The sequence below is a fragment of the Asaia sp. HumB genome (assembly GCF_030263835.1).
Classification (GTDB): domain Bacteria; phylum Pseudomonadota; class Alphaproteobacteria; order Acetobacterales; family Acetobacteraceae; genus Asaia; species Asaia bogorensis.
The window spans coordinates 457,097-477,936 of sequence record NZ_JARPML010000002.1 but is presented as its reverse complement, the minus strand read 5'-3'; the positions used below and the strand labels follow the sequence as shown (position 1 = coordinate 477,936).

Here is a 20,840-nt window from a genome sequence, read left to right as displayed (position 1 = left end):
CCCAGGTCCTGAACACCGGTTTCCCGGTAAGGGATGAGTTCACTGCTCAGGGCCTGGGTTTTCCGGATGGTCAGTCATCCACTCGCGCACCACCAGCTTCGGTATCGCGACGCCAGTATCCGGCTGCCCTGATCCGGTTGCGAGGAATGGCTTCCTCATTCACCAGATGGTCGCGCAGGGCACGCACGGTATCGATCTCGGCCGCAATCCATACGTTGAGCGTCTCTGGGGCAGGCAGAACGACCAGGCGCAGAAGATCGGCGAGGCTTTGGCCAGCGGCCCTGTCACAGCGGAAGAGATCGACCCAGGCACGGCTCGTCAGCGGGTAGGTCTTGTCGCTTTCCTGCGTATCGAGCACCACAACGGCGCTGTGTTCGGGCGACAACTCTTCCAGCGTACGGGCGATGGCGGGCAGGCCCGTGTCATCGGCAATCAGCAGATGCGAGGTGAGGCGCTCATGCGGGATATTCGAGGCCTTGGGACCACCCATCCCAAGACGCTGCCCCGGTTTGGCCTGGGCCGCCCATTGGGTGGCCGGGCCTGAGTCGTGCAGCACAAAATCGATGATGAGTTCGCCGTTTTCCTCGTCAAAGCGCCGCGGCGTATAGTCGCGGGCAATGATACGCGGATCACGCGGTGCCGTGCGGTCGGCATTCATGTCAGGCAGGACAGGATGGGTCTCGCCGGGCTGGGGAAAGAACAGCTTCACATGGTCATCGGTCCCGGCGGTGACGAAATCATGCAGGTCGGGACCCGTAAAGACGACGCGCTGCATGGTGTCGGATAGCGGGATGATTCGTGCCACCTCGATCTGCCTCAGGCGAAGCGGATGGCGGATCTTGATGGGGGGCAGAGGGGGCAGATTGCTGGTCATGATGATTCCTTGCCCATGATTTCGGCGGCAGCGCGCATCAGGATGGCAGCGATCCGTCTGGCTTCGACAGGGCTGCAGCCACGATGCTTGTAGAGCGCTGCCTTCAGGTGATGACGCGCCTTGTGCAGCCCGTCTGCGGCCTCGGGATCGACGTCATGCAGTCCGGCAAACGCTTCGCGAACCTCGCTCATGCGGCTGCCAATGCGTGTCAGGATTTCAAGAATACGATCGGCTTCTGCGCGGTTTTCCGTCAGGTAAGCCTGCCCCTGATCTGTCAGGGTGTAGAGTTTGCGGGTTCCTTCCTGTGTGACCTCAGCCTGGCCGATCTCTTCCAGATAGGTCATGGCAGGGTACACCATGCCGGGGCTCGGCTTGTAGAAACCGTTTGTCCGCTCCTCGAGGCGGCGGATGATTTCGTAACCGTGAGCCGGACTTTCGGCCAGCAGGGCAAGAATGACCAGTTGCAGTTCCTCGGCGCTCAGCTTGCGACCGCCGGGAATGTCACCGCCCCGGCGGCGGCCGAAGCGGCCCCCGAAACCCCCGCCCATGCCACCGCCAAAGCGATGGTCCGAGCCGTGACCGAAACCGTCATGGCGATTGAGGGCATGACGTAGATGATGGCGAAAAAACATTTATATTCTCCGTTATATCTTTAGACTGTTCTATCTTAAGATATAACGCAAGAACTTTCGTAAGACTGATTCGCCCTGTGCTTGGAGGGAGAAAGAACGAGGCGTGTCGTTATGCGTGCGCTCGGATTGCCGGATGCAACGGGGGGAGAGCGAGGGTTCTTACCGGTTCCGGTCCTGATCCCGGTCAATGAGGCCGGGGAGGCGCCGTAGGAGCGCCGATGGCGTCAGGACCAGAAAGAGAAACTGACTGGTTCAGCAGGCCCAGACCGTCTTGATGTTCATGAACTCATGCAGGCCGAGTTCGGTCAATTCGCGCCCGTAGCCACTCGCCTTGACGCCACCGATCGGCAAAGTGGGGTCCGAGGCAGTGATACGATTGATGAATACGCCACCCGATTCGATGCGCTGTGACAGAGCGAGACCAAGGCGCTCATCCTGTGTCCACAGGCTCGCGCCAAGGCCATAGGCACTGTCATTGGCCAGCGTAATGGCATGATCGACATCCTGTGCCGTGATCAGGCAGGCGACAGGCCCGAAAAGCTCTTCCCTGAAGGCGGTCATGCCGGGGGTGACGTCCAGTAGCACGGTCGGCTCGTACCACGCACCGGGACGGTTCACAGCCTCGCCGCCGACCACAAGCCGCGCACCTTCCGCGATGCTCTGCTGCACCTGCTTGTGCAGGCCATCGCGCAGGTCAGTGCGTGCCATCGGGCCAATAAAGGCGCCATCACTCATAGGATCTTCGAGACGAAGCGCTCTTACCTTCTCGAGAAAACGTTCCGTGAAGGCCTCGGCAATCGGCGCTTCGAGGATGATCCGCTTGGCGGCAATGCAGACCTGCCCGCAATTTGCAAAGCGCGCCGTCACGGCGGCATCGACGGCCTTGTCCAGATCGGCATCAGCCAGCACGATGAACGGGTCAGACCCACCCAGTTCCAGAACGGTCTTCTTGCCGTTCTCACCGGCCATGCCAGCGAGGAGACGCCCGACCCTGACACTGCCCGTAACTGTCACGCCCGAAATCCGCTTATCGGCAATGACACGTGCCGTCTGCTCGCGAGCGAGATTGGCGGAGATGAACACATCGCCAAGATCGCAATCCTGCGCGATCTCGTTCAGCAATGCGCCGCAGCCCAGCGTGTTTTCGGCGGGCTTGACGATAAAACTATTGCCTCCGGCCAGAATGGGCACGGCAGCGCGAATGATCTGCCAGTACGGGAAGTTCCACGGCATGACCGCCAGCACAATGCCGGTTGGCGCATAGCTCAGATGGGCCTTGCCCATCGGTACGGGCATGGGTTTGTCCCTCAGCAGGGCTGGTGCGTGTTCGCCATACCAGTCGATAACCGAGGCGCATTTTTCGACTTCGGCACGCGCTGAGGTAATGGTTTTGCCCATTTCACTGACGGCAAGGCGCGCCAGTTCTTCCTTGCGCGCACGTAGCCCTGCCGCAAGACGGTGGAGCAGATCAAGCCGTGCGCCCAGGGTTTTGGCGCGCCATGACAAAAACCCCTCCTGGGCACGGGCCAGCATGTCATCGACCGCCTGCTCCGACAGAAACGGGTAGCGCCCCAGCGTTTCTCCGGTGGCCGGGTTGACCGTGAATACGCAATCGCCTGACGCAGGATGGGTCATGATCTTTACCTCTGGTTATTGTGCCACATTGCCGTGCCTGCCGCATCGGACTGGGCCACGACATCGGTCTGACCGTTGCCGGGTGAGCCGGCGTAGTTGTGATAGACCCCGTTGGTATAAGGCGGCCGCACGGGTGCATTGAATTTCACCGGCCAGCCCAAAAACGAGAAATGTGACGGGGCGTCATTGGGGATCTGGGTGCTCTGATGAGCCTCCGAATTCGGCAGTCCCAGTGCCGGATGGGCACGGACCTTGTACGAATAATCTCGCAGCGAGTTGTCGAAATCCTCGGTCACGACATAGCCGTGCGGCGGCGGCGGGGCACCGCCATCGGGCAGGGCCACTTTTTCAACCGGGGTGAGGGGGTGTTCCATCGCCTTGAGCTGCGAGGCCGGATCGGCCACCGCCATGCCGGTACCGAATGGCGCCATGAAAAGTAATGCGGTGAAAATGCGGGTAAGTGGGGTGGTGAAAAGTGATCCGGGCATGTCCGTGCTCCTGCCTGCCTCTGTAGGGTGCTAACAGGGGCGCGTCTGTTTCGTTTTTCTATGAACCTGTAAGATGTAAAAAAACAGGCTTTGTCACAATTATTGGTGACTGCCGCACCCGTCGGGCGTTGCCCGTCATGAAACGAATTCGGCGCAGGCTGTGCAGGCGACCCGCGAAAGCAGGAGCCCGAGGCCCGAACGCCAGTGCAGGGAGAACATGACCCATGGCTACAGCAAACGGATCGACGATCCCCGGAATCGGTGAGATCGCCCCGATGAACCTCGATAGCGAGTCGCTCGCCCAGCTTCAGGCGGCTCTGGCCAAGGTCGAACATGGGCGCGGCGTACTCGTGCGCCTTGCGGATCTGATGGGTGGCGCTGTGGGTCAGGCGACCCGTATCGGCATGCAGGGGCTGGGCATGGCTCCGGCGATCCAGACAAAGCTTCAGGGTCTGGCTGAAGCCTCGATTGCCCGTGCCTTCGATATTGCGGTGCTCGGCATGACGCAGGAATCGGTGACCAAGGCCCCGAAATGGCGTGACCCGGCGGCTCAGGCGGCAGTTGCGGTTTCAGGAGCGCTGGGCGGTTTCGGTGGCGTGGTCGGATTGATGCCCGATATCGGATTCACCACACTCACCATCATGCGCGAGATTGCCCGCATCGCCCGTGAGGAAGGTGAGGATCTGAGCGATGACGAAACCCGCCGCGCCTGCCTCGAAGTGTTTGCCCTGAAGGGATTTCTTGCGGGCCAGAATGCCGATGAGAGCGAACTGGGCTTTTTCTCTGCCCGTGCCCTGATGCGCGGCAAGCCGATTGTCCTGCTCATTGCTGAGGTCGCGTCACATTACGGCATCGGGCTTTCGCGCAAGTTTGCCCTGCAGATGGTTCCGGTTGCCGGTGCGCTCTGCGGCGCGTCGCTCAACGCGGCTTTCCTCTCACATTACAGAGCGCTTGCCCGAGCGCATTTCACCATCCGACGCCTTGAGCGTCAGCATGGCCCAATTGTGCGCGATACCGCCCAGCATATGCGCCAGACAGGCGCTGACGCCGCATCGGCCTGACGGGTCCAAGGTGAGAGAGCGCCACGTCGTGCCATGGCGCGTTTCTCACCCCCGGGTCAGACTGACGAGAGCGGGGCTTTCGTGCCTTGCGTGAGGTCAGCGCTCACGCGGGGAAGTGAAGGTCTCCAGCAATCCGACCGGAACGATCTGCAATGAGAAGATGGCGGTCATGACGAAGCAAAGGCCGCGATAATGTGGGGCCACGAGCGCGAGCACGGCGCTGAGCGCGATACCGATGAGATAGACGAAAGTCAGTGGCATGGTGAACCTCCCGGCAGGATGCGATGACAGATCGCCTATCATGGTGCTGCATTGTCTGGCCATGACAAATCCCGGCTTGCGGAAGAGTTGCCGGGAGCTAGTGACATGAGGCCTGCCAACTATGCCTTAAGCTGTAGTGAGACTGCGAAACGGGACAGAGGATGACGGATCCGATCACACCGGAGCTTCTGATCGAGGCGTACCGGAACGGCATTTTTCCTATGTCGGACGGGCGCGATGCCAGCGAGATCAGCTGGCATCGTCCGCATGAGCGTGGCGTTCTGCCGCTGGACTCCCGGTTCCACCTTTCGCGCCGTCTGGCGCGCACAGCGTTGCAGGGCAGATTCGCGGTGACGACCGATCGCTGCTTCAATGATGTCATTCGCCTTTGCGCTGAAACCCCCGGCCGTGACGAGACATGGATCAGCGGTCGTATCCAGGCCAGATATACCCTGCTGCACCAGCTCGGTTATGCCCATTCCATCGAGACATGGCGCGACGATGTGTTGGTTGGCGGGCTCTACGGGGTTCAGATCGGCGGGACCTTCTTTGGTGAGAGCATGTTCTCGCTTTGCACGGATGCGTCCAAGATCGCGCTGGTGCATCTTGTCGCTGCACTGCGCCTTGCGGGCTTCGCCCTGCTCGATACCCAGTTTCCCACACGGCATCTGGAAACATTCGGCTGCCTGACCGTTCCAGACCACGCCTATCGCTTGCTACTGGACCATGCCCTCGGGATTGAGGCATCGTGGAGCAAGGATGTTTCACTGGGCAGACTTCGAGATGAAGTCATCCGTCTGCGCGATGGTATAGAGGCTCGCTGAGGCATGAAGGAGGGAACACCATGTCGGTATTCGATGTAAGAAATGCGGCGTTACTGTCGCTGGCCCTGTCAATGACGGCCGGTGCCGCCACGGCGATGGCGCAGGAAAGCACGGGCGCCCACCCCCGGCTTTCGCCAGCGCGTGACGTGACGGTGGTCTATTCCGTCCAGCCCGAGAAAATGCCCCAGCCGGTACAGGCTATCGTGCAGTTCAAGGCTGAGGGCGACAAGCTTCGCATCGATTCGCCCGACCATGCAGGTTCGACCATTCTCGATCGTCCCGCCCAGCGCGTGACGCTGATCATGCATAAGCAGCGCGTCTATACGAGTTTTGCCCCCAAGCATGGCCTGCGCAACCCGTTCATGCTCGACATGTCCATGCAATATGCGCCGGATGGTACCGCAACGGTGGCAGGGCTTGTCTGCAACAAGTGGACCATCACGACGACCCACGGCAAAGCGGCAGCCTGCGTGACCGAGGACGGCGTTATCCTGAGCGAGGAAGGCGTGGATGCAGACGGGCTGCATGGCAAGCTTGAAGCCCAGAAGGTGACTTACGGCCCGGTTGCCGATACCCAGTTCCAGCCGCCTGCCGATTATCAGCAGATCACGGCGCAGATGCCCATTCCGCATGGCGCTGGCCCGCAGAGCTCCGCGGCGCCCAGATGAGCCAACAATCGCTAAGGGTCAGCCTGCATAATCGTACACGCGCCGCGCTGCGCAGGGCGGCGCTGGCCACCCTCTCTGTCGGTGCGCTTGGTCTGACCTGCCATTCCGGCATGGCGTACGCTGAAGACGTACAGGCAACGCCTTATGTTACACCTCGCGTCGATGTGGACGTCACCTACGAAGCCAAGGGGCCCGATGGTCAGGCCTATCGCCAGCGCATGCGCTGGAACGCTGCCCATTGGCAGCAGCGTCTCGATATGGAGACGACCGGGCTCATCATGCTGACGGATTACAAGGCGCATCGTCTTTCAGTGATCGATACGCGTACGAAAACCTACACGGTCTCTGGTGCACCGGATGCGCAGTTCGCCCCGCCCGGCACCCCGGCCGCCGGTCGCTGGCAACGCGGGACGCAGGATCGTGTCGCGGGGCAGGGATGCACACACTGGACCACCACGGACACAGACGGTCAGGTCGGCGATTTCTGCTACGATGACAACGGCGTCCTGTTATCCGCGAGCCATAACGGTCTGGAGGTGATCAAGGCGCTTTCCTACGCGATGACTGCCCAAGGGCCAGAAATCTTCAGGGAGCCGGAAGGCTTCCATGAGGCCAAACCCATACAGGTTGATCATCAGTAGGGGGAGCGAGCTGTACCTCTTGTTGCGGGACGACCTGCCTGCGTGCTCCAAGATGCCGCTGGGTTTCAGAAATCCGGCATTCTGGGGGACCTCACCGGATCAAGAGGTATGGCGATACAAGGGTGGGTCGGTCATTCGCCTTTCCACACTTCAGATACCGCGCAAAAAAGGGGCAGCTTCGTCGGCATGCCCCTTTTTTGTTACGGCCATGGCCGCCATGGGATCCATCAACGCGTCTGAGCGATTATGTTACATTCTAGCCCGGTTTTGGTCCTGTTTGGTCCCAAAATCGACACCATATGGATGGTATAAACTGGATATCGGATCGGCCACCCGTTTCAGGCCGATCTGACGAGGAGGTTTCTTCATGCGTCATATCCTGAAAATTGGCCTTGCGGCTCTGCCCCTGATCGGCCTCATGGGAGGCGCTCCAATGGCACAGGCTCATCCCGGCCCAGGCTGGGGCGGACCCGGCTGGCACGGCGGCGGCGGCTGGCGCGGTGATCGCGGCTGGCATCGCGGCGGTAATGCCTTCGTTGGCGGCCTCGTTGGCGGTCTTGTTGGTGGTGCCGTAATCGGCGCGATTGCACGGCCCTATGTGGCACCGCCGCCACCCCCGGTGGTCTATGCGCCGCCCCCGCCGCCGGTTGTGTATCAGCCGCCTCCGCGGGTGGTTTACCCGCCGCCGGTTGCAGTTTATCCGTCTTACCCCGCCTATCCGGCATACTGAGTTCAAAGGCTAAGCATCCATTATGGTCTCCATTGGTGACAGGGCCCCCGCTTTCTCCTTGCCTGATGCAACTGGTCAGGTTGTCGAAAGCGAAGCCCTGAATGGGCAGCCTTATCTGCTGTATTTCTATCCGAAGGCCGATACACCCGGTTGCACGACCCAGGCCTGCGACCTGCGCGATCAAAAGCAGACGCTCAGTTCGCTTGGTCTTCGTGTGATCGGGGTCAGCCCCGATCCGGTTGAAAAGCTTGAACGCTTCGCCCGGAAATACGGGCTGGATTTCACGCTGGTCAGCGATGCGGACCACAAGCTTGCCGACGAGTACGGCACGTGGGTTGAGAAAACCATGTATGGCAAGACCTATTTCGGCATGGAACGCAGCTCGTTCCTGGTCGATGCCGAAGGTGTCATCCGGGCCCTCTGGCGCAAGGTCAAGCCAGCAGAGCATGTGGCGCTGGTGACTGAAGCCGCCGCTGAACTGTAGCGTTTTTCGGGTATAGTGCCGCACGACCCCTTCCATCGTGCGTCCTGGCGGGCGTTCCGTCTCGCGACGCTCATTGTTGTAACGCCGGTCACCATCATTGCGGTGGCTGGGCTGGCGTTCCTGTGGCGTTTGTCGCTTGGCCCGCTGGATGTCACAGCCATTGCCTCACGTTTTGCGCCGGTCACAATCCAGGCCAGCAACGAGACAGGGCGTCCTGCCGGCAGGCTGAGCTGGGAGCGTCTGTTTCTGAGCTGGCAGCCTGGCCTGCGTCATGTTCATCCTGAACTTGTGCTCAAGGCGCAGGATCTGCGTATTCTACGCAAGGACGGCAGCCCAACGCTGGCGTTGTCGCAGGTCGATCTGGCCCTGCGCATGGGGCCTTTGCTACGCGGGCGTGTCGAGCCCACACGTCTTGCTGCACAATCGGGACGGATCATCTTCGATCGTCAAGAAGACGGGTCGATCGATTTGGACTGGCCCGATGCGAGACATCGCAAAAACGCCGCTAATCCACTTTCACTCGATCATCTGGCGGCACTCGACCTGAACGCTGTGACGGTGCAACTCCGCCATGCGCTGTCAGCCAATGGTGTTGGAGCCTATGCCGATCGCGCTGATGCTACGCTTTTCTTGAACCATATCGTGCTGCATCACGATCCACGGACAGCCGATTATGCGTGGACCGGGTTGGTCGAAGGCAAGGTGAGCCCGGGTCATGAACCGCCGATCGGCTTCAGCGCAGCCAGTTCATTCGCCGTCAGTACATCGGTGGCGGGGGATCTTTCCTGGCGCGTGACGGTCCCCCCTTTCACGCCTGACATTCTGCGCGGTTTCGTTCCCTATGCCGGTGACTGGCATGTGCCGGTCGGATTGCAGGCCTTTTTTCTGGTCAGGGGCAGCACTGGCAAGCGGCACCCTGCTGGCGATGGGCCGCTACAAGGTATCCCGGTCACGCAAGGGCAGGTTGCCCTCTCTCTCGGCAAGGGCAAAATCGATCAGTCAGGAGGCGACCCTCTGAACGTGGAGTCGGGTCATGTCTCCGCCCATATCGCCCTGCCTGAGGGGCGTCTCGTCGTCGACCGGAGCGATGCCGCTATCGCGCTTGTTGATGATACAGGCAGAACCGACACATTCCAGGCGCATGGCCATCTTGAGGCAGACTCGCTTCGCTCTGCCCGGCGGATTTCGGGGGGAGTTTCCCTTACGGCGACACCGCTCGATGTCCCCCATCTGGGTTCCATCTGGCCACGCTTCCTGATGAAGGGCGCGCGCCGCTGGGTCACCAATAATCTGAGCGCCGGTACGACAGACTCACTGCATCTTGATGCCATTCTCGGCAGTGACGCGGGCTGGGACCAGCTACGCCCCCGCAAGACCGACGCGTCCCTGACCATCGAGCATGCGACTGTGAACTGGCTTCGGCCCGTGCCGCCCGCACGTGATGTCGCCGCGCGTTTCAGCTTTGCTGCCCCGGATGTCCTTCGCATCGACTTTTTGCATGGCACCCAGCCCGCATCCGATGCGGCCCATGCCGGTCTCATCCATCTCGATGGTGGCTCGATGTTGATCAGCGATCTTTTTGCCCATGATCAGACCGGCACGATTGCACTCGATCTCTCCTGCAATCTGGGCGACTGTGCCACCCTGCTTGCCCATCCAAGGCTGCATCTGCTCTCGCGGCATCCACTGCCGTTTACGCATCCAGCAGGTGCAGTGAAAGTGAGCGAAACCATCACGCTGCCGCTTTCGTCGCATATCGAGAATGACCAGATCCACGTCAACGCACGGGCGCGGTTTGACCACGTCACCCTTGGCAATGTTGTTCTGGGGCGGCAACTGACCGAGGCGTCGGGCAATCTGGAAGCGACTGAAAAGAAGCTCGCGCTTCAGGGGCACGGTCTGCTCGACGGTGTGCCGACCGATGCCACGCTGAACGAGAATTTCCTGAGCCGGTCAGGCGGGCTGCGCGAGACTGTTCATGCCGTATCGGTTTTCGATGAACAGGCTCTGAACAAGGCGCATATCGCCAATAACGGCCTGTTTAAGGGTACGGCGCAGCTCGTCTCTGACTATCATGCGGCATTCGATGGTCATGCCAATCTGGATCTTGCACTTGATCTCACCCAGGCAGCCCTGACGATTCCCGTCTGGAGCAAAGCGGCCGGTATCGCGACAACAGCTTCCGCCCATATCGGCCTGCGCGATGGCAAAATGGTTGCACTCGATCGCATCAGCGCCGAGGGGCCAGGCCTGCATGTCGAGGGCGACAGCCGACTGGTCGAGGGGCAGGTCCAGGCCATTAATCTGAACGGATTCATGATTGGCCGCTCCAACGGGGATGCAGTGATCGAGCTGCCGACACAGGCCAATGCAGCGATTGCCGTGCGTATTCATGCGCAGGACCTCGATATCGCGACCCTGCTGCACCGCGACGATGCAAAGCCCGGGGAGGAGCAGGGCGGCAGTGCGGTGACCGGCAGCGCATCGAGCGGTCCTGCCGAGAGCGCGTCAGGCAAAAGTACGGCGCCAGCAGGTCAGGACTGGACTGTCGATATTGCAACCGACCGCCTGTTCTACAACGCGCAGAAATTTCTGGGGGGTGTGACCGCGCATCTGGAGCATCGCCATGATCGGCTGGACCGTGCCCGGTTCACAGCGGTCAGGCCCGTTGGCGTGGCGTTCGATCTTGCCCCGCATGAGGCCGGGCGTCAGCTCATGCTCCGTATTGATAATCTCGGTCGGCTTCTGAACGAAACCGGTATGACGGATCGTCTTGAGGGCGGGCGTGCGCAGATTTCCGGTCAGGTAGGAGACGGCGATACGGGGCGCGTTCCGCCTTTCAAAGGGATGATTTCTGTCTCACCCTTCGCGTTCAGGCAGCCACCAGCGGCACTGACAGCGGCTACCCATCTTTCTGTCTTCAACTGGTCCCAGGCCAGCCATGACCGGTTTGAGGTTCAGCATCTTCATCTGCCGATCAGAGTGCGGGATGACGTCATGACCATTCATGAGGGGCATCTTGGCAACCCGGCGCTCGGGGCCACGCTGGAAGGCAAGATCGATCTCGACAAGGGCGGGCTCGATCTGCGCGGGACAGTCGTGCCTATCTTTGGCCTGAACGCGGCACCGGGGCGGCTGCCGAATGTGGGCAAATTGTTCTCGCCGGAAAAAGGGGGTGGCTTTCTTGCCGCGACCTTTACGGTCAAGGGGACGGCGGGAAATCCGGATCTGTCGATCAATCCATTCGCCATGCTTTTACCCGGCGTCATGCGTCAACTCGCCAAATAGGGCACCCTGTACCGGTCTGACGAAGGGTATATTTGCCCCGGTGATTGGCCTTGCGTAGAGAATAGCCCGTAATCGTTCCGACGCATGATGGATCTGAAGCATCTGTTCTGTGCGACGTTCGTCCGCATGTGCACGTTCCTGCTTAGGCTGGCGGTGACGCGATGAGATACGTGGTAAGTCGAATAGAGCAGGATTGCAGGAAGGAAGAGGCCAGCGCGATGCAAGATGATGGAAATGCAGATCTGTTCGGCACGCCTTCCCCTCGCAAGGAAGCCGCGCGCTACGGGCGCCCTGCGGTACATTCTGCTCCGATGATGCCCCCTGCATCGCAAACGGGCACCGCGTCCACGCCGACGTCGCGACAGACGCAGCCGCTGGCGGACAGGCTGCGCCCCTCCACACTGGCGGAAGTCGTTGGTCAGGATCATCTTCTCGGCCCAAAAGGGCTGATCAGCCAGATGCTTAGCCGCAACACGCTGCCAAGCCTCATCCTGTGGGGCGGACCGGGATGCGGCAAGACCACGATTGCGCGGCTGCTTGCCCGTGAGGCCAAGCTCAGATTCGAGCAGATATCAGCCGTTTTCTCGGGCGTGGCTGATCTCAAGAAGGCTTTCGAAACCGCCTCGCGCTTCCAGCAGGAGACAGGGCGAGGGACGTTACTCTTCGTTGACGAGATCCATCGCTTCAACCGCGCCCAGCAGGATGGCTTTTTGCCTTATGTCGAGCGTGGGACCGTCATTCTGATCGGTGCGACAACGGAAAATCCGTCATTCGCTCTCAATGGCGCGCTTTTGTCGCGCTGTCAGGTGATGGTGCTCAACCGGCTGGACGATAACGGGCTCGAGAAGCTGCTCCAGCGTGCCGAAGCCCTGTCCGACACAAAGCTGCCACTCACCGCAGAGGCACGTGCTGCCTTGCGTGCCATGGCAGATGGCGATGGGCGCTACCTGCTTAATCTGGTCGAACAGATACAGGCCCTGCCAGCCGGGGAGCTGCTTGATACGGCGGGGCTGGCCGGTGTGGTGGCTCGTCGGGCGGTACTTTACGACAAGGATCGCGAGGAACATTACAACCTGATCTCGGCGCTGCATAAATCGCTGCGCGGATCAGACCCCGATGCGGGACTCTACTGGTTTGCCCGGATGCTCGAAGGCGGGGAAGACCCTCGTTATATCGCCCGCCGCCTGACGCGCTTTGCGGCAGAGGATGTCGGCATGGCTGACCCCACAGCGCTTCCGCTGGCCGTGGCCGCGTGGGAAACATATGAGCGTCTGGGCAGCCCCGAGGGCGAACTGGCCCTGGCGCAACTGGTCGTGCATCTGGCTACGGCGCCGAAATCGAACGCCGTCTATCGCGCTTATAACCAGGCCCGCAAACTGGCCCGCGAAACGGGCAGCCTCGGACCGCCACACCATATACGCAACGCCCCTACGAAGCTGATGCAGTCGATCGGCTACGGCAAGGGCTATGAATATGACCATGATACGGAGGATGGATTTTCGGGACAGAACTACTTCCCCGATGAAATGGCGCGCGTGTCACTCTATCAGCCCACCGACCGTGGTCGGGAAAGCGAAATCAGAAAAAATCTGGACAGGCAGGCCGCAATACGGGCAAGCCGTCGCCCATGAGTGTTACGACCCGTATTGTCAGCGAAGATGAGGCCGATATGCGCCTCGATCGCTGGTTCCGCCGCCATTATCCCGACCTCACCCAGGGGGCGCTGCAAAAGCTGTGCCGCACAGGGCAGGTGCGTCTTGATGGCAAGCGCGTGACTGGTGCAAGCCGTCTTGCCCCCGGCCAAAGCCTGCGCATACCGCCTTTGCCTGCTCCGATGGCGGCGCAGCCCGACCGCCCCGCCCCGCTCGACCCGCAGCTTGCCCGCGAGATCGAGCGCATGGTGGTCTATCGTGACGATCAGGTGATCGTGCTCGACAAGCCATCCGGCCTACCCACACAGGGTGGACCCGGCATCACCAAGCATATCGACATGATGCTCGATGGCCTGCGTGGCGACCTGCCCGACCGGCCGCGCCTCGTGCATCGCATCGACCGCGACACGTCCGGCCTGTTGCTGGTTGCCCGGACACCGGGTGTTGCCGCCAAGCTGGCCGCAGCCTTTCGCGGGCGCGATGTGGACAAGACCTACTGGGCGATTGTCGTCGGGCGCCCCATGCCCGGCTCAGGCGTGATCGATCAGCCGCTCGCAAAGCTCGGGGCCGGAAACGGCGCCCTCATGATTGCCGCTACGCGTGATGACGAAGACGCTGTAGTGGCCAAGACCGATTATGAAGTGGTCGATGCGGCGGGTAAACGCCTTTCATGGCTTGCGCTCAAGCCCCTCACAGGCCGCACCCATCAGCTGCGTGTGCATTGCGAAACCCTCGGCACGCCTATTCTTGGCGACCCGAAATATGGTGGCAAGGCCGCGCATATGGAGGGTTTTATCGACAGGTTGCATCTTCATGCGCGTGCACTGGAGTTTCCGCATCCTGCCGGTGGGCGCCTGCGCGTAGCGGCCCCATTGCCGCCCCATATGCGTGACACATTCAAGGATCTCGGCTTTACCGCCGGTGAGACGCCGCGCCCCGAACGGATCGGGGGCAAGACCGGCAGGAAATGACCAAGGAACTCGTCAAATGAAACGTCTGACTGCGGCGCTCATCATCATTCTGGTGCTGGCGGCAGGCCTGGCCGTGACGGCCCATGTCCTGATCGATCGCTCATCGCTGAAGGAGGATGTGATTGCTGCGGTCAAGCGACAGACCGGCCGTGATCTCGCAATGGCGCGTTTCTCGGTTGGCGTGCTGCCCTGGCCTTCCTTTAGCGCCTATCAGGTGACGCTGTCTGACGAGGGGGGCGATGGCGTGACGCCGATGCTGCGCGCACGCGACATCCGCGCGTCGATCGCGCTCATACCATTGCTTTGGCGCGAGATCCGTCTCGAAAACCTGACGGTGATGCGCGGTGCGGCAATCCTGCATCGCAACGAATCCGGGCAGGCAAACTGGGTATTCCACCCGCTGACCAGCAAAACCGGTTCCCCGTCGGGACACGTGTCTCACCCGCAAGCCCGATGGAAGCTGCAGATCGGCTCTGCCAAACTCGACAATATGGCGATCTCCCTCGATGACAGACAGGGTCACCACAGCGGTGCCATGACTGTAGAGCGCGCCGAATTCGACGGTCTTTCTTCCTCAGCTCCCTATCTCGATATTCACGGGCGTCGTGGGGATGCCCCGTTTCGCGTCAATGGCCATATCGGCCCGCTCTCGCTGTTTCAGGGAGGTAACCCTCCTTGGGCGGTCAGTCTGGGTGCGACACTGGGCAGGGATGGCAAACAGCAGGACTGGCTGAATTTCGATGGTCAGATCACTGATATGCGCCATCTCCACGGTTTTTCGGGCGTATTGCGCGGTGAACTGGCCTCACTCAAGGATGTCGAATCCCTCTTCCCGAATGCCAATCTGCCCGATGTGAAAGGGCTCGGAGGCGAGATCGGGGTGTTCGATGCCGACCCACAAGCCGAAGACAGCGGTCTCGATCTCTCGCGGCTGGGTGTGAACCATGTGCATCTGCATGCCGATTCCATCCCGTCATGGCATGGGCTGACTTCCAGCGCGGTTCATGCCGATGCCGACACGCTCTCCTCGGCCCTGACGGTGAGTGGCGTCGTCAATGGTGCGCTGATCAGCGAACTGGCACCGGGCGTCGCCCTGCAGGGACGTTTTGGAACTCTGGCGCAGGCTGGTTCGGCCTGGCAGTCCGGACTTGCAACGCCGCTCCCGGTGGCGGTGGATCTGCGGGATGTGTCCAAGATCGGGACCGGTTCCGGGCTTACGGCCCATCTTTCCGGTCAGATCGGCGCGGATGACTCCACGCTTGCTCTGGAAGGGCAGGCACGCACGCTCAATGTCATGCAGGCAGCGTTGCACGATGTGACGTTCAAGGGGGAGGTGCAGCGCGACACGTCCGGATCCATTCAGATCAAGGGGCTGAGCCTCACGAGCCATGAGGCGACGGGCGTGATGGATGCCTCGATGAAGGCCCCCCTCCCATCTGCCATAGACGGAAAGCTCCAGTTTTCTGCTCTTGATCTCGACGCCCTCAAGGGGCTGTGGCTGGGTCGACGCGATGAGGGAACCGGGACGGCAGCGCAAGCCCCTGTGCCAGCCGGACCGGGCGCCTCGGGAGCTTCGTCTCCCGCGTCCACAGCGACCTCGCCTGCACAGATGCCAATTGCGGGTCTGATCGGCGTAGCCGGCAACGGTGCTGCAGCGCCTCAACCTGCAGCCAAAAAAGATTCGCCTACCGGCACTGTGGGCGATACCGACAGCACGACCGGCTTGCAGCGCTTCATTGACCAGGGGCAGGCATCGATCGATGTTTCTGCCGCAAAGCTGCGCTTCAATGGTGCAGATTATAGCGACGTCTCCGGGCATATCGCCTTGAACAGCGCCAAGCTGGCCATCGAGTCGATCAAAGGGGCGGGCAATGGCATGACGCTTGCCGGGCGTGCCGTTTACGACCGGAGTGTGTCGCCTGCCTCTGTCAGTGTCGTTTTTTCTCCGGTACTCTTCCCGGCCACGCTGGCGCAGACCCTGCTGTCAATTCCAGACCTGTTTCATGGGCCGTTGATGCTGGTGGGTGAACTCGATGCACGGGGTGAGACACGCGCAGCGATGCGCGACACCCTGCAGGGGCATCTTGGCCTATCCATGGTGGGTGGCACGATCGATACCAACAGGCTTGGGGCCTATCTGGGCGATGCGGCGCGCTCGCTGCTCTCGCATCGGGAATTGCCGGTGCGCTGCCTTGGGCTTCACGCCCGGTTCGAGGGAGGGCAGGCCCAGCTCGATACGATCGGTATGGAGGCTGGTGCGCTTACCCTGTCTGGCCACGGTGTTTACGGTCTCGCTGACGAAATGCTTGATCTGCATCTGGTGCCGCGTATCGGCTTTGGCGGCACGGGGGCATCAACCCCGGTACTGGTCAAGGGAACGCTCGATGCACCCAAGGCAAGCCAGGAGGCAACCGAAGGGGGACGTTTCCAGCTGACAATCGGCGGCAGCCAGCCCGATACCTGTCCCGATATCCTCTCCGCTGCGCGTGAGAATATGTCAGGTGAAGCAGCACCTGAGCGCAAGAAGCATTCGCAGGCCTCTGAATTGCTGCATGGTTTGGGGATATTGCATTGAGCCAGACGATCAAACGTTTCTGGAAAGCCGTTGAAGTCGCAGCGTATGGGCCCGATGGGCATTACGCTGTCATGCTTGACGGGCGTCCTTTCAGACTGCCCGGCGGAAATTTGCTGACCACATCCTCTGCAAGGCTGGCTGATGCTATTGCTGCCGAGTGGCGGGCCATCCCTGAAGGGGAGGCCTTTCGAACCGCAGATCTGCCTATGACGCAGATGGCTGGTACGGAAATCGAGCGTGTCCGGCCTGACCGCGAGCAGATCATTGGTGGCCTTAGCGCCTATGGTGAAAACGATCTGCTTTGTTACCGGGCTGTCGGGTCTCTTGGCCGGGAGCAGGACGCTCTGTTTGATCCGGTTCTGGCCCTGTTTGGCAGCAGGCATGGTGTTGTGCCTCAGGTCACGCGCAGTCTTCTGCCGCTCTCCATCGCTCCTGAGCTTCAGAAGGCTTATGGGGCCGCCCTTGAGCGTATGGATGACGCAGCCCTGACTTGTGCCGCAATCTGCGCACCTGCAACGGGAAGCCTGATTCTGGCGATTGGCCTGGTCGAGGGATGGGTGGACGCTGCTTCGGCACGGCTGATGGCCAGTGTCGAGGAGCGGCACCAGATGGCGCAATGGGGCGAGGATGATGCGCTGATGCAGGAGATTGATCGCAACGCGGCAGATGTGGAAATTGCGTTACGGTATCTGGAGCTTTCTTACGGAGCTGAGACGAATCAGGCATGATTTTGCCATGATCGGCCTTTAACCCTTGCCTTCAGTGGACATCACACTCGGTGACCATTGGTTACTCGACCCGCTCTTCGCGATTTATTAGAGGGTTGTCGGGTAATCAGAAGAATTTGTGCAAGGATCAGGTATGTCTTCTCGTATTCAGGCCGTACTGGATGAGAACGCCGCTGCTGCAAATCTCATCCGTCGTATTCCGTTCAAGGTGCGCTCTGCCCATTTCGTGGCACGTTGCGTCCAGAATGTCTGGCTGCTCCTTGCAGCAACCCCGGTCATTGTTGTGATCTGCGCCATCAAAGGCTGAGTTTCGCTCATCCGGCCTTCGCCGGGAGGCAAGATCGCACGGTATGAGCCGTCCAACGGCGCAGCTCTTGCCGCCCTTGCTGCACAGCAACGAAAAAGCCCGGCGCAATGGCCGGGCTTTCTGCTTTTATACGCTCTGTATTTCGCTCAGGGAACGAGTACTGTGGCGACAGCCGTGGCTGCAATGCCCTCTTCGCGGCCCGTGAAGCCAAGGCGCTCGGAGGTGGTTGCCTTGACCGAGATGCGGTCAACATCGACCTGAAGTAGCGAAGCAAGGCGTTCGCGCATGGCCTGAGCGTGAGGGCCGATCTTGGGACGTTCGCAGATGAGCGTTACATCGGCATTGATCAGCATGCCGCCGCGCTGGCGGATGCGCTCGCCCGCGTGGATCAGGAAACGCGCGGAGTCCATATCCTTCCATTCATTATCCGTGGGTGGGAAATGGCGGCCGATATCTCCCTCGGCGAGCGCACCATAAATGGCGTCGCACAGGGTGTGGATACCGACATCGGCGTCGGAATGGCCCGCCAGCCCGCGATCATGGGGGATGGTGATACCGCAGAGGATCAGGGGACGGCCGGCCTCGAAGGCATGAACGTCATAGCCCAGCCCCGTGCGCGGGAGTGGGGTCGAGCCGAGCAGTCTTTCGAGACGCACGAGATCCTCCGGTAGGGTCAGTTTGATATTATCTTCAGCGCCCTGAACGAGGGCGACCGGATGACCTGCGGCTTCGAGCAGGGCTGCGTCATCGGTGACGGGCCCCTGATGCGTGCGGTGCAGGTCGAGCAGAAGCGGGAAATGGAAGCCTTGCGGCGTCTGAGCACGCCACAGGGAGTCGCGGCAAACGGTTGTGTCGACCAGGCCGTCGCGACCGCGCTTGAGCGTATCCGCCACGGCAACCGCAGGTATGGCACCTGGGTGCTTTTCGAGCGCCTTGAGCACGTTCTGTACCACCTCGGCTGGCACGTAGGGGCGTGCGCCATCGTGGACCAGAACGAGATCGGGTGGCTCAGGCAGGCGTGCTAGGGCCTCAAGCCCGGCGCGCACGCTGTCCTGACGCTCACGCCCCCCTGCGACAGGCGGCAATGTCTCGATCCCGTCGAGGGCCTGCAGCAGCAGCGGGTCATCACCAACCGGCTGGATAAGGGTCACATGGTCGCGCAGCGCTTCAGCTGCGTGGCGAATGACGGTTTTGCCACCAAGCAGCAGGTACTGCTTTGGCATGGCAGACAGGCCGGTGGCCGGCGCGGCGCTGGCATCAGCGAAGCGGCGACCGGAACCGGCGGCGAGGAGGATGGCAGCAATACGCATGATGTTCAGGGAATGGGGATTTGTCCCTGCCGCGTCAAGCCAAGAAAAAAGGGCCCCGCAGTGACTGCGGAGCCCATGACCTGTGCGTCACACGTCGAGTGTGTTTCAGCGACCGATGTCGCGTAGGCGGATACCCTTGTTCAGCTTGTGCTCGAGAGACTCCAGCGACACGCCACGTGTCTCAGGCACGAAGGCAAGAGTAACGAGGATGAACACTGCATTGAGCGCTGCATACAGCCAGAAGGTGTGCGAGGCGCCCAGTGTGCCAAGCAGCGTCAGGAACGTGGCGCCTACGACCATGTTCGCAATCCAGTTGGTGAAGGTCGAGCAGGCAATGCCGAAATCACGACCCTGAAGCGGCTGCACCTCGGCGCAAAGCACCCAGATGAGCGGGCCGGCAGAGAAAGCGAAGCCCGTGATGAAGAGCAGCAGAACCCCGACCGAGAGATAATGCATCATCGTGCTCGAATCCTGGCCGAAGGAAAGCAGGATCGCGAGTGCCCCCATGCCAATGGCCATGATGACGAAGCCGGCAACGAGCATCGGGCGACGACCCCAGCGATCGACGAAACCAATGGCGATGAAAGTGGCCAGCATGTTGACCAGACCGACGATGGCGGTGCCCCACATCTGCCCGTCCTGACCGAAGCCGGCTACTTCGAAGATACGCGGGGCGTAATACATGACGATGTTGATGCCGGTGAGCTGCTGGACGATCTGCAGACCAATGCCAAGCATGACGGAGCGACGGAAGTTTGGGTTTTCGAGGAACATCGAGAAGCCGCGCTGCTTCTGTTGCAGGCCTTCCTGGATATCGCGGATTTCGCTCTCTGCTTCGGCACGCGAGGCGCGCAGCGAGGCAAGCGTTTCGAGCGCCTCGGCATGACGGCCACGCAGCATCAGCCAGCGCGGGCTGTCAGGAAGGAAAAGTGAGCCCACAAGGAACACGGCACCCGGAACGGCGACGATACCGAGCATCCAGCGCCATGACCCCGAATAGGCGAACATGGCGTCCGAGATGAAGGCGAGCAAAATCCCGATGGTGATCATGAGCTGATACACCGAAATCAGGCTGCCGCGATGCTGTTCGTCAGCCACTTCCGAAATGTAAAGCGGTGCCACGAAGCTGGCGATACCAATGGCGAGCCCGAGAATCGCACGCGCGACGATCAGCAGAGTGACAGAATGGGCCACGACACAGCAGATGGCGCCGATCACGAACAGGGCAGCACTGAAGACAAGCGCCTTTTTGCGGCCGAGGCTATAGGAAAGACGCCCGGCAATGAGTGCCCCAAGGGCCGCGCCGAACATCATGGAAGAAACGATCCACTCCTGAGCGGTATCACTGGCCTGAAATTCCTTGGCAATAAAGCCAAGGGCACCGGAGATGACGCCGATATCGAGACCGAACATCAATCCTGCGACTGCCGCGAGAATTGCAGCAAGCATCATTTTTCCAACCAGCGGAAGCTTCGTTTCTACTGGGTTGGACGAGGTAACGTTACTCATATGAGAAGACCTTAGTCGAGAAAGCCGGGGGCCGGGCCTGCAGAGGAATCGCTGTTGTCACACAAGAAATCCCAAAGTCCGTGTGATCTTTAAGGGTTTGTCACGTTAATTCAAACCAAAATCGTTGTGATCCATATAATGGGTCACCGGCTGTGTCTGGAGCCTGGTTCAAGCGGGGGCCGGTCAGGGACGAGCAGTGAGT

19 protein-coding genes are annotated in these 20,840 nt (G+C 60.8%); 12 read left to right on the top strand and 7 right to left on the bottom strand.

Translation table 11 applies throughout. From position 1 onward, the window contains the following. Positions 1-70: 70 nt before the first annotated feature. The 4 genes from P5689_RS03485 to P5689_RS03470 form a co-directional block, all read right to left on the bottom strand. Positions 71-874, bottom strand: a complete 804-nt coding sequence (locus P5689_RS03485) for a siderophore-interacting protein (RefSeq protein WP_285532100.1) — start codon at positions 872-874, stop codon at positions 71-73. Further along, a complete protein-coding gene (locus tag P5689_RS03480) occupies positions 871-1,506 on the bottom strand; it encodes a PadR family transcriptional regulator (RefSeq protein WP_285532099.1) in 636 nt (211 codons plus the stop codon). The genes P5689_RS03485 and P5689_RS03480 overlap by 4 nt, the downstream gene beginning before the upstream one ends. A gap of 252 nt (positions 1,507-1,758) precedes the next feature. Beyond that, positions 1,759-3,141, bottom strand: coding sequence for an NAD-dependent succinate-semialdehyde dehydrogenase (locus P5689_RS03475; protein ID WP_023977672.1), 1,383 nt, complete (start codon positions 3,139-3,141; stop codon positions 1,759-1,761). A 5-nt stretch (positions 3,142-3,146) separates the two neighbouring features. Continuing rightward, the gene (locus tag P5689_RS03470) at positions 3,147-3,629 is read right to left on the bottom strand and encodes a hypothetical protein (RefSeq protein ID WP_023977673.1); all 483 of its coding nucleotides are present in this window, start codon (positions 3,627-3,629) and stop codon (positions 3,147-3,149) included. 224 nt (positions 3,630-3,853) lie between these two features. On the opposite strand from P5689_RS03470, the gene P5689_RS03465 reads away from it, so the two are divergent. After that, entirely contained in the window at positions 3,854-4,690 is an 837-nt protein-coding gene (locus P5689_RS03465; RefSeq protein WP_023977674.1) for an EcsC family protein, read from the top strand. A 96-nt stretch (positions 4,691-4,786) separates the two neighbouring features. On the opposite strand, the gene P5689_RS03460 is transcribed toward P5689_RS03465, so the two are convergent. Beyond that, on the bottom strand, positions 4,787-4,951 hold the full coding sequence (locus tag P5689_RS03460) for a hypothetical protein (RefSeq protein ID WP_155996798.1): 165 nt from the start codon (positions 4,949-4,951) through the stop codon (positions 4,787-4,789). Positions 4,952-5,112: 161 nt separating this feature from the next. Here P5689_RS03460 and aat point away from each other — a divergent pair, with 161 nt between their 5' ends. The 11 genes from aat to P5689_RS03405 all read left to right on the top strand — a co-directional run bounded on the left by aat (position 5,113) and on the right by P5689_RS03405 (position 17,819). Further along, positions 5,113-5,775, top strand: a complete 663-nt coding sequence (aat, locus tag P5689_RS03455; RefSeq protein WP_285532097.1) for a leucyl/phenylalanyl-tRNA--protein transferase — start codon at positions 5,113-5,115, stop codon at positions 5,773-5,775. A 20-nt stretch (positions 5,776-5,795) separates the two neighbouring features. After that, positions 5,796-6,443 carry a hypothetical protein gene (locus P5689_RS03450; protein WP_023977677.1) on the top strand — a complete coding sequence of 216 codons (648 nt, stop codon included), beginning with the start codon at positions 5,796-5,798 and terminating at the stop codon, positions 6,441-6,443. Next, positions 6,440-7,084: a hypothetical protein gene (locus P5689_RS03445; RefSeq protein ID WP_023977678.1), complete on the top strand. Its 645-nt coding sequence runs from the start codon at positions 6,440-6,442 to the stop codon at positions 7,082-7,084. The genes P5689_RS03450 and P5689_RS03445 overlap by 4 nt, the downstream gene beginning before the upstream one ends. Before the next feature lie 367 nt (positions 7,085-7,451). Further along, complete coding sequence (locus P5689_RS03440; RefSeq protein WP_285532096.1) at positions 7,452-7,814, top strand: hypothetical protein; 363 nt, start codon at positions 7,452-7,454, stop codon at positions 7,812-7,814. Between the two features lie 22 nt (positions 7,815-7,836). Then, on the top strand, positions 7,837-8,298 hold the full coding sequence (bcp, locus tag P5689_RS03435; RefSeq protein WP_023977680.1) for a thioredoxin-dependent thiol peroxidase: 462 nt from the start codon (positions 7,837-7,839) through the stop codon (positions 8,296-8,298). 15 nt (positions 8,299-8,313) lie between these two features. After that, positions 8,314-11,586 carry an AsmA-like C-terminal region-containing protein gene (locus tag P5689_RS03430; RefSeq protein ID WP_285532095.1) on the top strand — a complete coding sequence of 1,091 codons (3,273 nt, stop codon included), beginning with the start codon at positions 8,314-8,316 and terminating at the stop codon, positions 11,584-11,586. A gap of 218 nt (positions 11,587-11,804) precedes the next feature. Continuing rightward, positions 11,805-13,217, top strand: coding sequence for a replication-associated recombination protein A (locus P5689_RS03425; protein ID WP_408868530.1), 1,413 nt, complete (start codon positions 11,805-11,807; stop codon positions 13,215-13,217). Continuing rightward, positions 13,214-14,209 (top strand): RluA family pseudouridine synthase, encoded by a 996-nt coding sequence (locus tag P5689_RS03420; protein ID WP_062164997.1) that lies wholly within the window; start codon positions 13,214-13,216, stop codon positions 14,207-14,209. Before P5689_RS03425 ends, P5689_RS03420 begins: the two co-directional genes overlap by 4 nt. A gap of 16 nt (positions 14,210-14,225) precedes the next feature. Then, positions 14,226-16,784: an AsmA family protein gene (locus tag P5689_RS03415; protein WP_285532094.1), complete on the top strand. Its 2,559-nt coding sequence runs from the start codon at positions 14,226-14,228 to the stop codon at positions 16,782-16,784. After that, the gene (locus P5689_RS03410) at positions 16,781-17,512 is read left to right on the top strand and encodes an ATP12 family chaperone protein (RefSeq protein ID WP_285532093.1); all 732 of its coding nucleotides are present in this window, start codon (positions 16,781-16,783) and stop codon (positions 17,510-17,512) included. The genes P5689_RS03415 and P5689_RS03410 overlap by 4 nt, the downstream gene beginning before the upstream one ends. A 133-nt stretch (positions 17,513-17,645) precedes the next feature. After that, on the top strand, positions 17,646-17,819 hold the full coding sequence (locus P5689_RS03405; protein ID WP_023977686.1) for a hypothetical protein: 174 nt from the start codon (positions 17,646-17,648) through the stop codon (positions 17,817-17,819). 146 nt (positions 17,820-17,965) lie between these two features. Here P5689_RS03405 and P5689_RS03400 read toward each other — a convergent pair whose 3' ends face one another. Both P5689_RS03400 and P5689_RS03395 read right to left on the bottom strand, forming a co-directional pair. Further along, positions 17,966-19,129 carry a bifunctional 2-C-methyl-D-erythritol 4-phosphate cytidylyltransferase/2-C-methyl-D-erythritol 2,4-cyclodiphosphate synthase gene (locus P5689_RS03400; RefSeq protein WP_285532090.1) on the bottom strand — a complete coding sequence of 388 codons (1,164 nt, stop codon included), beginning with the start codon at positions 19,127-19,129 and terminating at the stop codon, positions 17,966-17,968. 105 nt (positions 19,130-19,234) lie between these two features. Next, entirely contained in the window at positions 19,235-20,638 is a 1,404-nt protein-coding gene (locus tag P5689_RS03395) for a sugar porter family MFS transporter (protein ID WP_031240037.1), read from the bottom strand. Positions 20,639-20,840: the final 202 nt, after the last annotated feature.

Excerpts from the sequence above, each read along its gene's own strand:
- P5689_RS03485 (WP_285532100.1), bottom strand. The coding sequence starts at position 874 with ATGACCAGCAATCTGCCCCCTCTGCCCCCCATCAAGATCCGCCATCCG.
- P5689_RS03480 (WP_285532099.1), bottom strand. The coding sequence starts at position 1,506 with ATGTTTTTTCGCCATCATCTACGTCATGCCCTCAATCGCCATGACGGT.
- P5689_RS03475 (WP_023977672.1), bottom strand. The coding sequence starts at position 3,141 with ATGACCCATCCTGCGTCAGGCGATTGCGTATTCACGGTCAACCCGGCC.
- P5689_RS03470 (WP_023977673.1), bottom strand. The coding sequence starts at position 3,629 with ATGCCCGGATCACTTTTCACCACCCCACTTACCCGCATTTTCACCGCA.
- P5689_RS03465 (WP_023977674.1), top strand. The coding sequence starts at position 3,854 with ATGGCTACAGCAAACGGATCGACGATCCCCGGAATCGGTGAGATCGCC.
- P5689_RS03460 (WP_155996798.1), bottom strand. The coding sequence starts at position 4,951 with ATGCCACTGACTTTCGTCTATCTCATCGGTATCGCGCTCAGCGCCGTG.
- aat (WP_285532097.1), top strand. The coding sequence starts at position 5,113 with ATGACGGATCCGATCACACCGGAGCTTCTGATCGAGGCGTACCGGAAC.
- P5689_RS03450 (WP_023977677.1), top strand. The coding sequence starts at position 5,796 with ATGTCGGTATTCGATGTAAGAAATGCGGCGTTACTGTCGCTGGCCCTG.
- P5689_RS03445 (WP_023977678.1), top strand. The coding sequence starts at position 6,440 with ATGAGCCAACAATCGCTAAGGGTCAGCCTGCATAATCGTACACGCGCC.
- P5689_RS03440 (WP_285532096.1), top strand. The coding sequence starts at position 7,452 with ATGCGTCATATCCTGAAAATTGGCCTTGCGGCTCTGCCCCTGATCGGC.
- bcp (WP_023977680.1), top strand. The coding sequence starts at position 7,837 with ATGGTCTCCATTGGTGACAGGGCCCCCGCTTTCTCCTTGCCTGATGCA.
- P5689_RS03425 (WP_408868530.1), top strand. The coding sequence starts at position 11,805 with ATGCAAGATGATGGAAATGCAGATCTGTTCGGCACGCCTTCCCCTCGC.
- P5689_RS03420 (WP_062164997.1), top strand. The coding sequence starts at position 13,214 with ATGAGTGTTACGACCCGTATTGTCAGCGAAGATGAGGCCGATATGCGC.
- P5689_RS03415 (WP_285532094.1), top strand. The coding sequence starts at position 14,226 with ATGAAACGTCTGACTGCGGCGCTCATCATCATTCTGGTGCTGGCGGCA.
- P5689_RS03405 (WP_023977686.1), top strand. The coding sequence starts at position 17,646 with ATGTCTTCTCGTATTCAGGCCGTACTGGATGAGAACGCCGCTGCTGCA.
- P5689_RS03400 (WP_285532090.1), bottom strand. The coding sequence starts at position 19,129 with ATGCGTATTGCTGCCATCCTCCTCGCCGCCGGTTCCGGTCGCCGCTTC.
- P5689_RS03395 (WP_031240037.1), bottom strand. The coding sequence starts at position 20,638 with ATGAGTAACGTTACCTCGTCCAACCCAGTAGAAACGAAGCTTCCGCTG.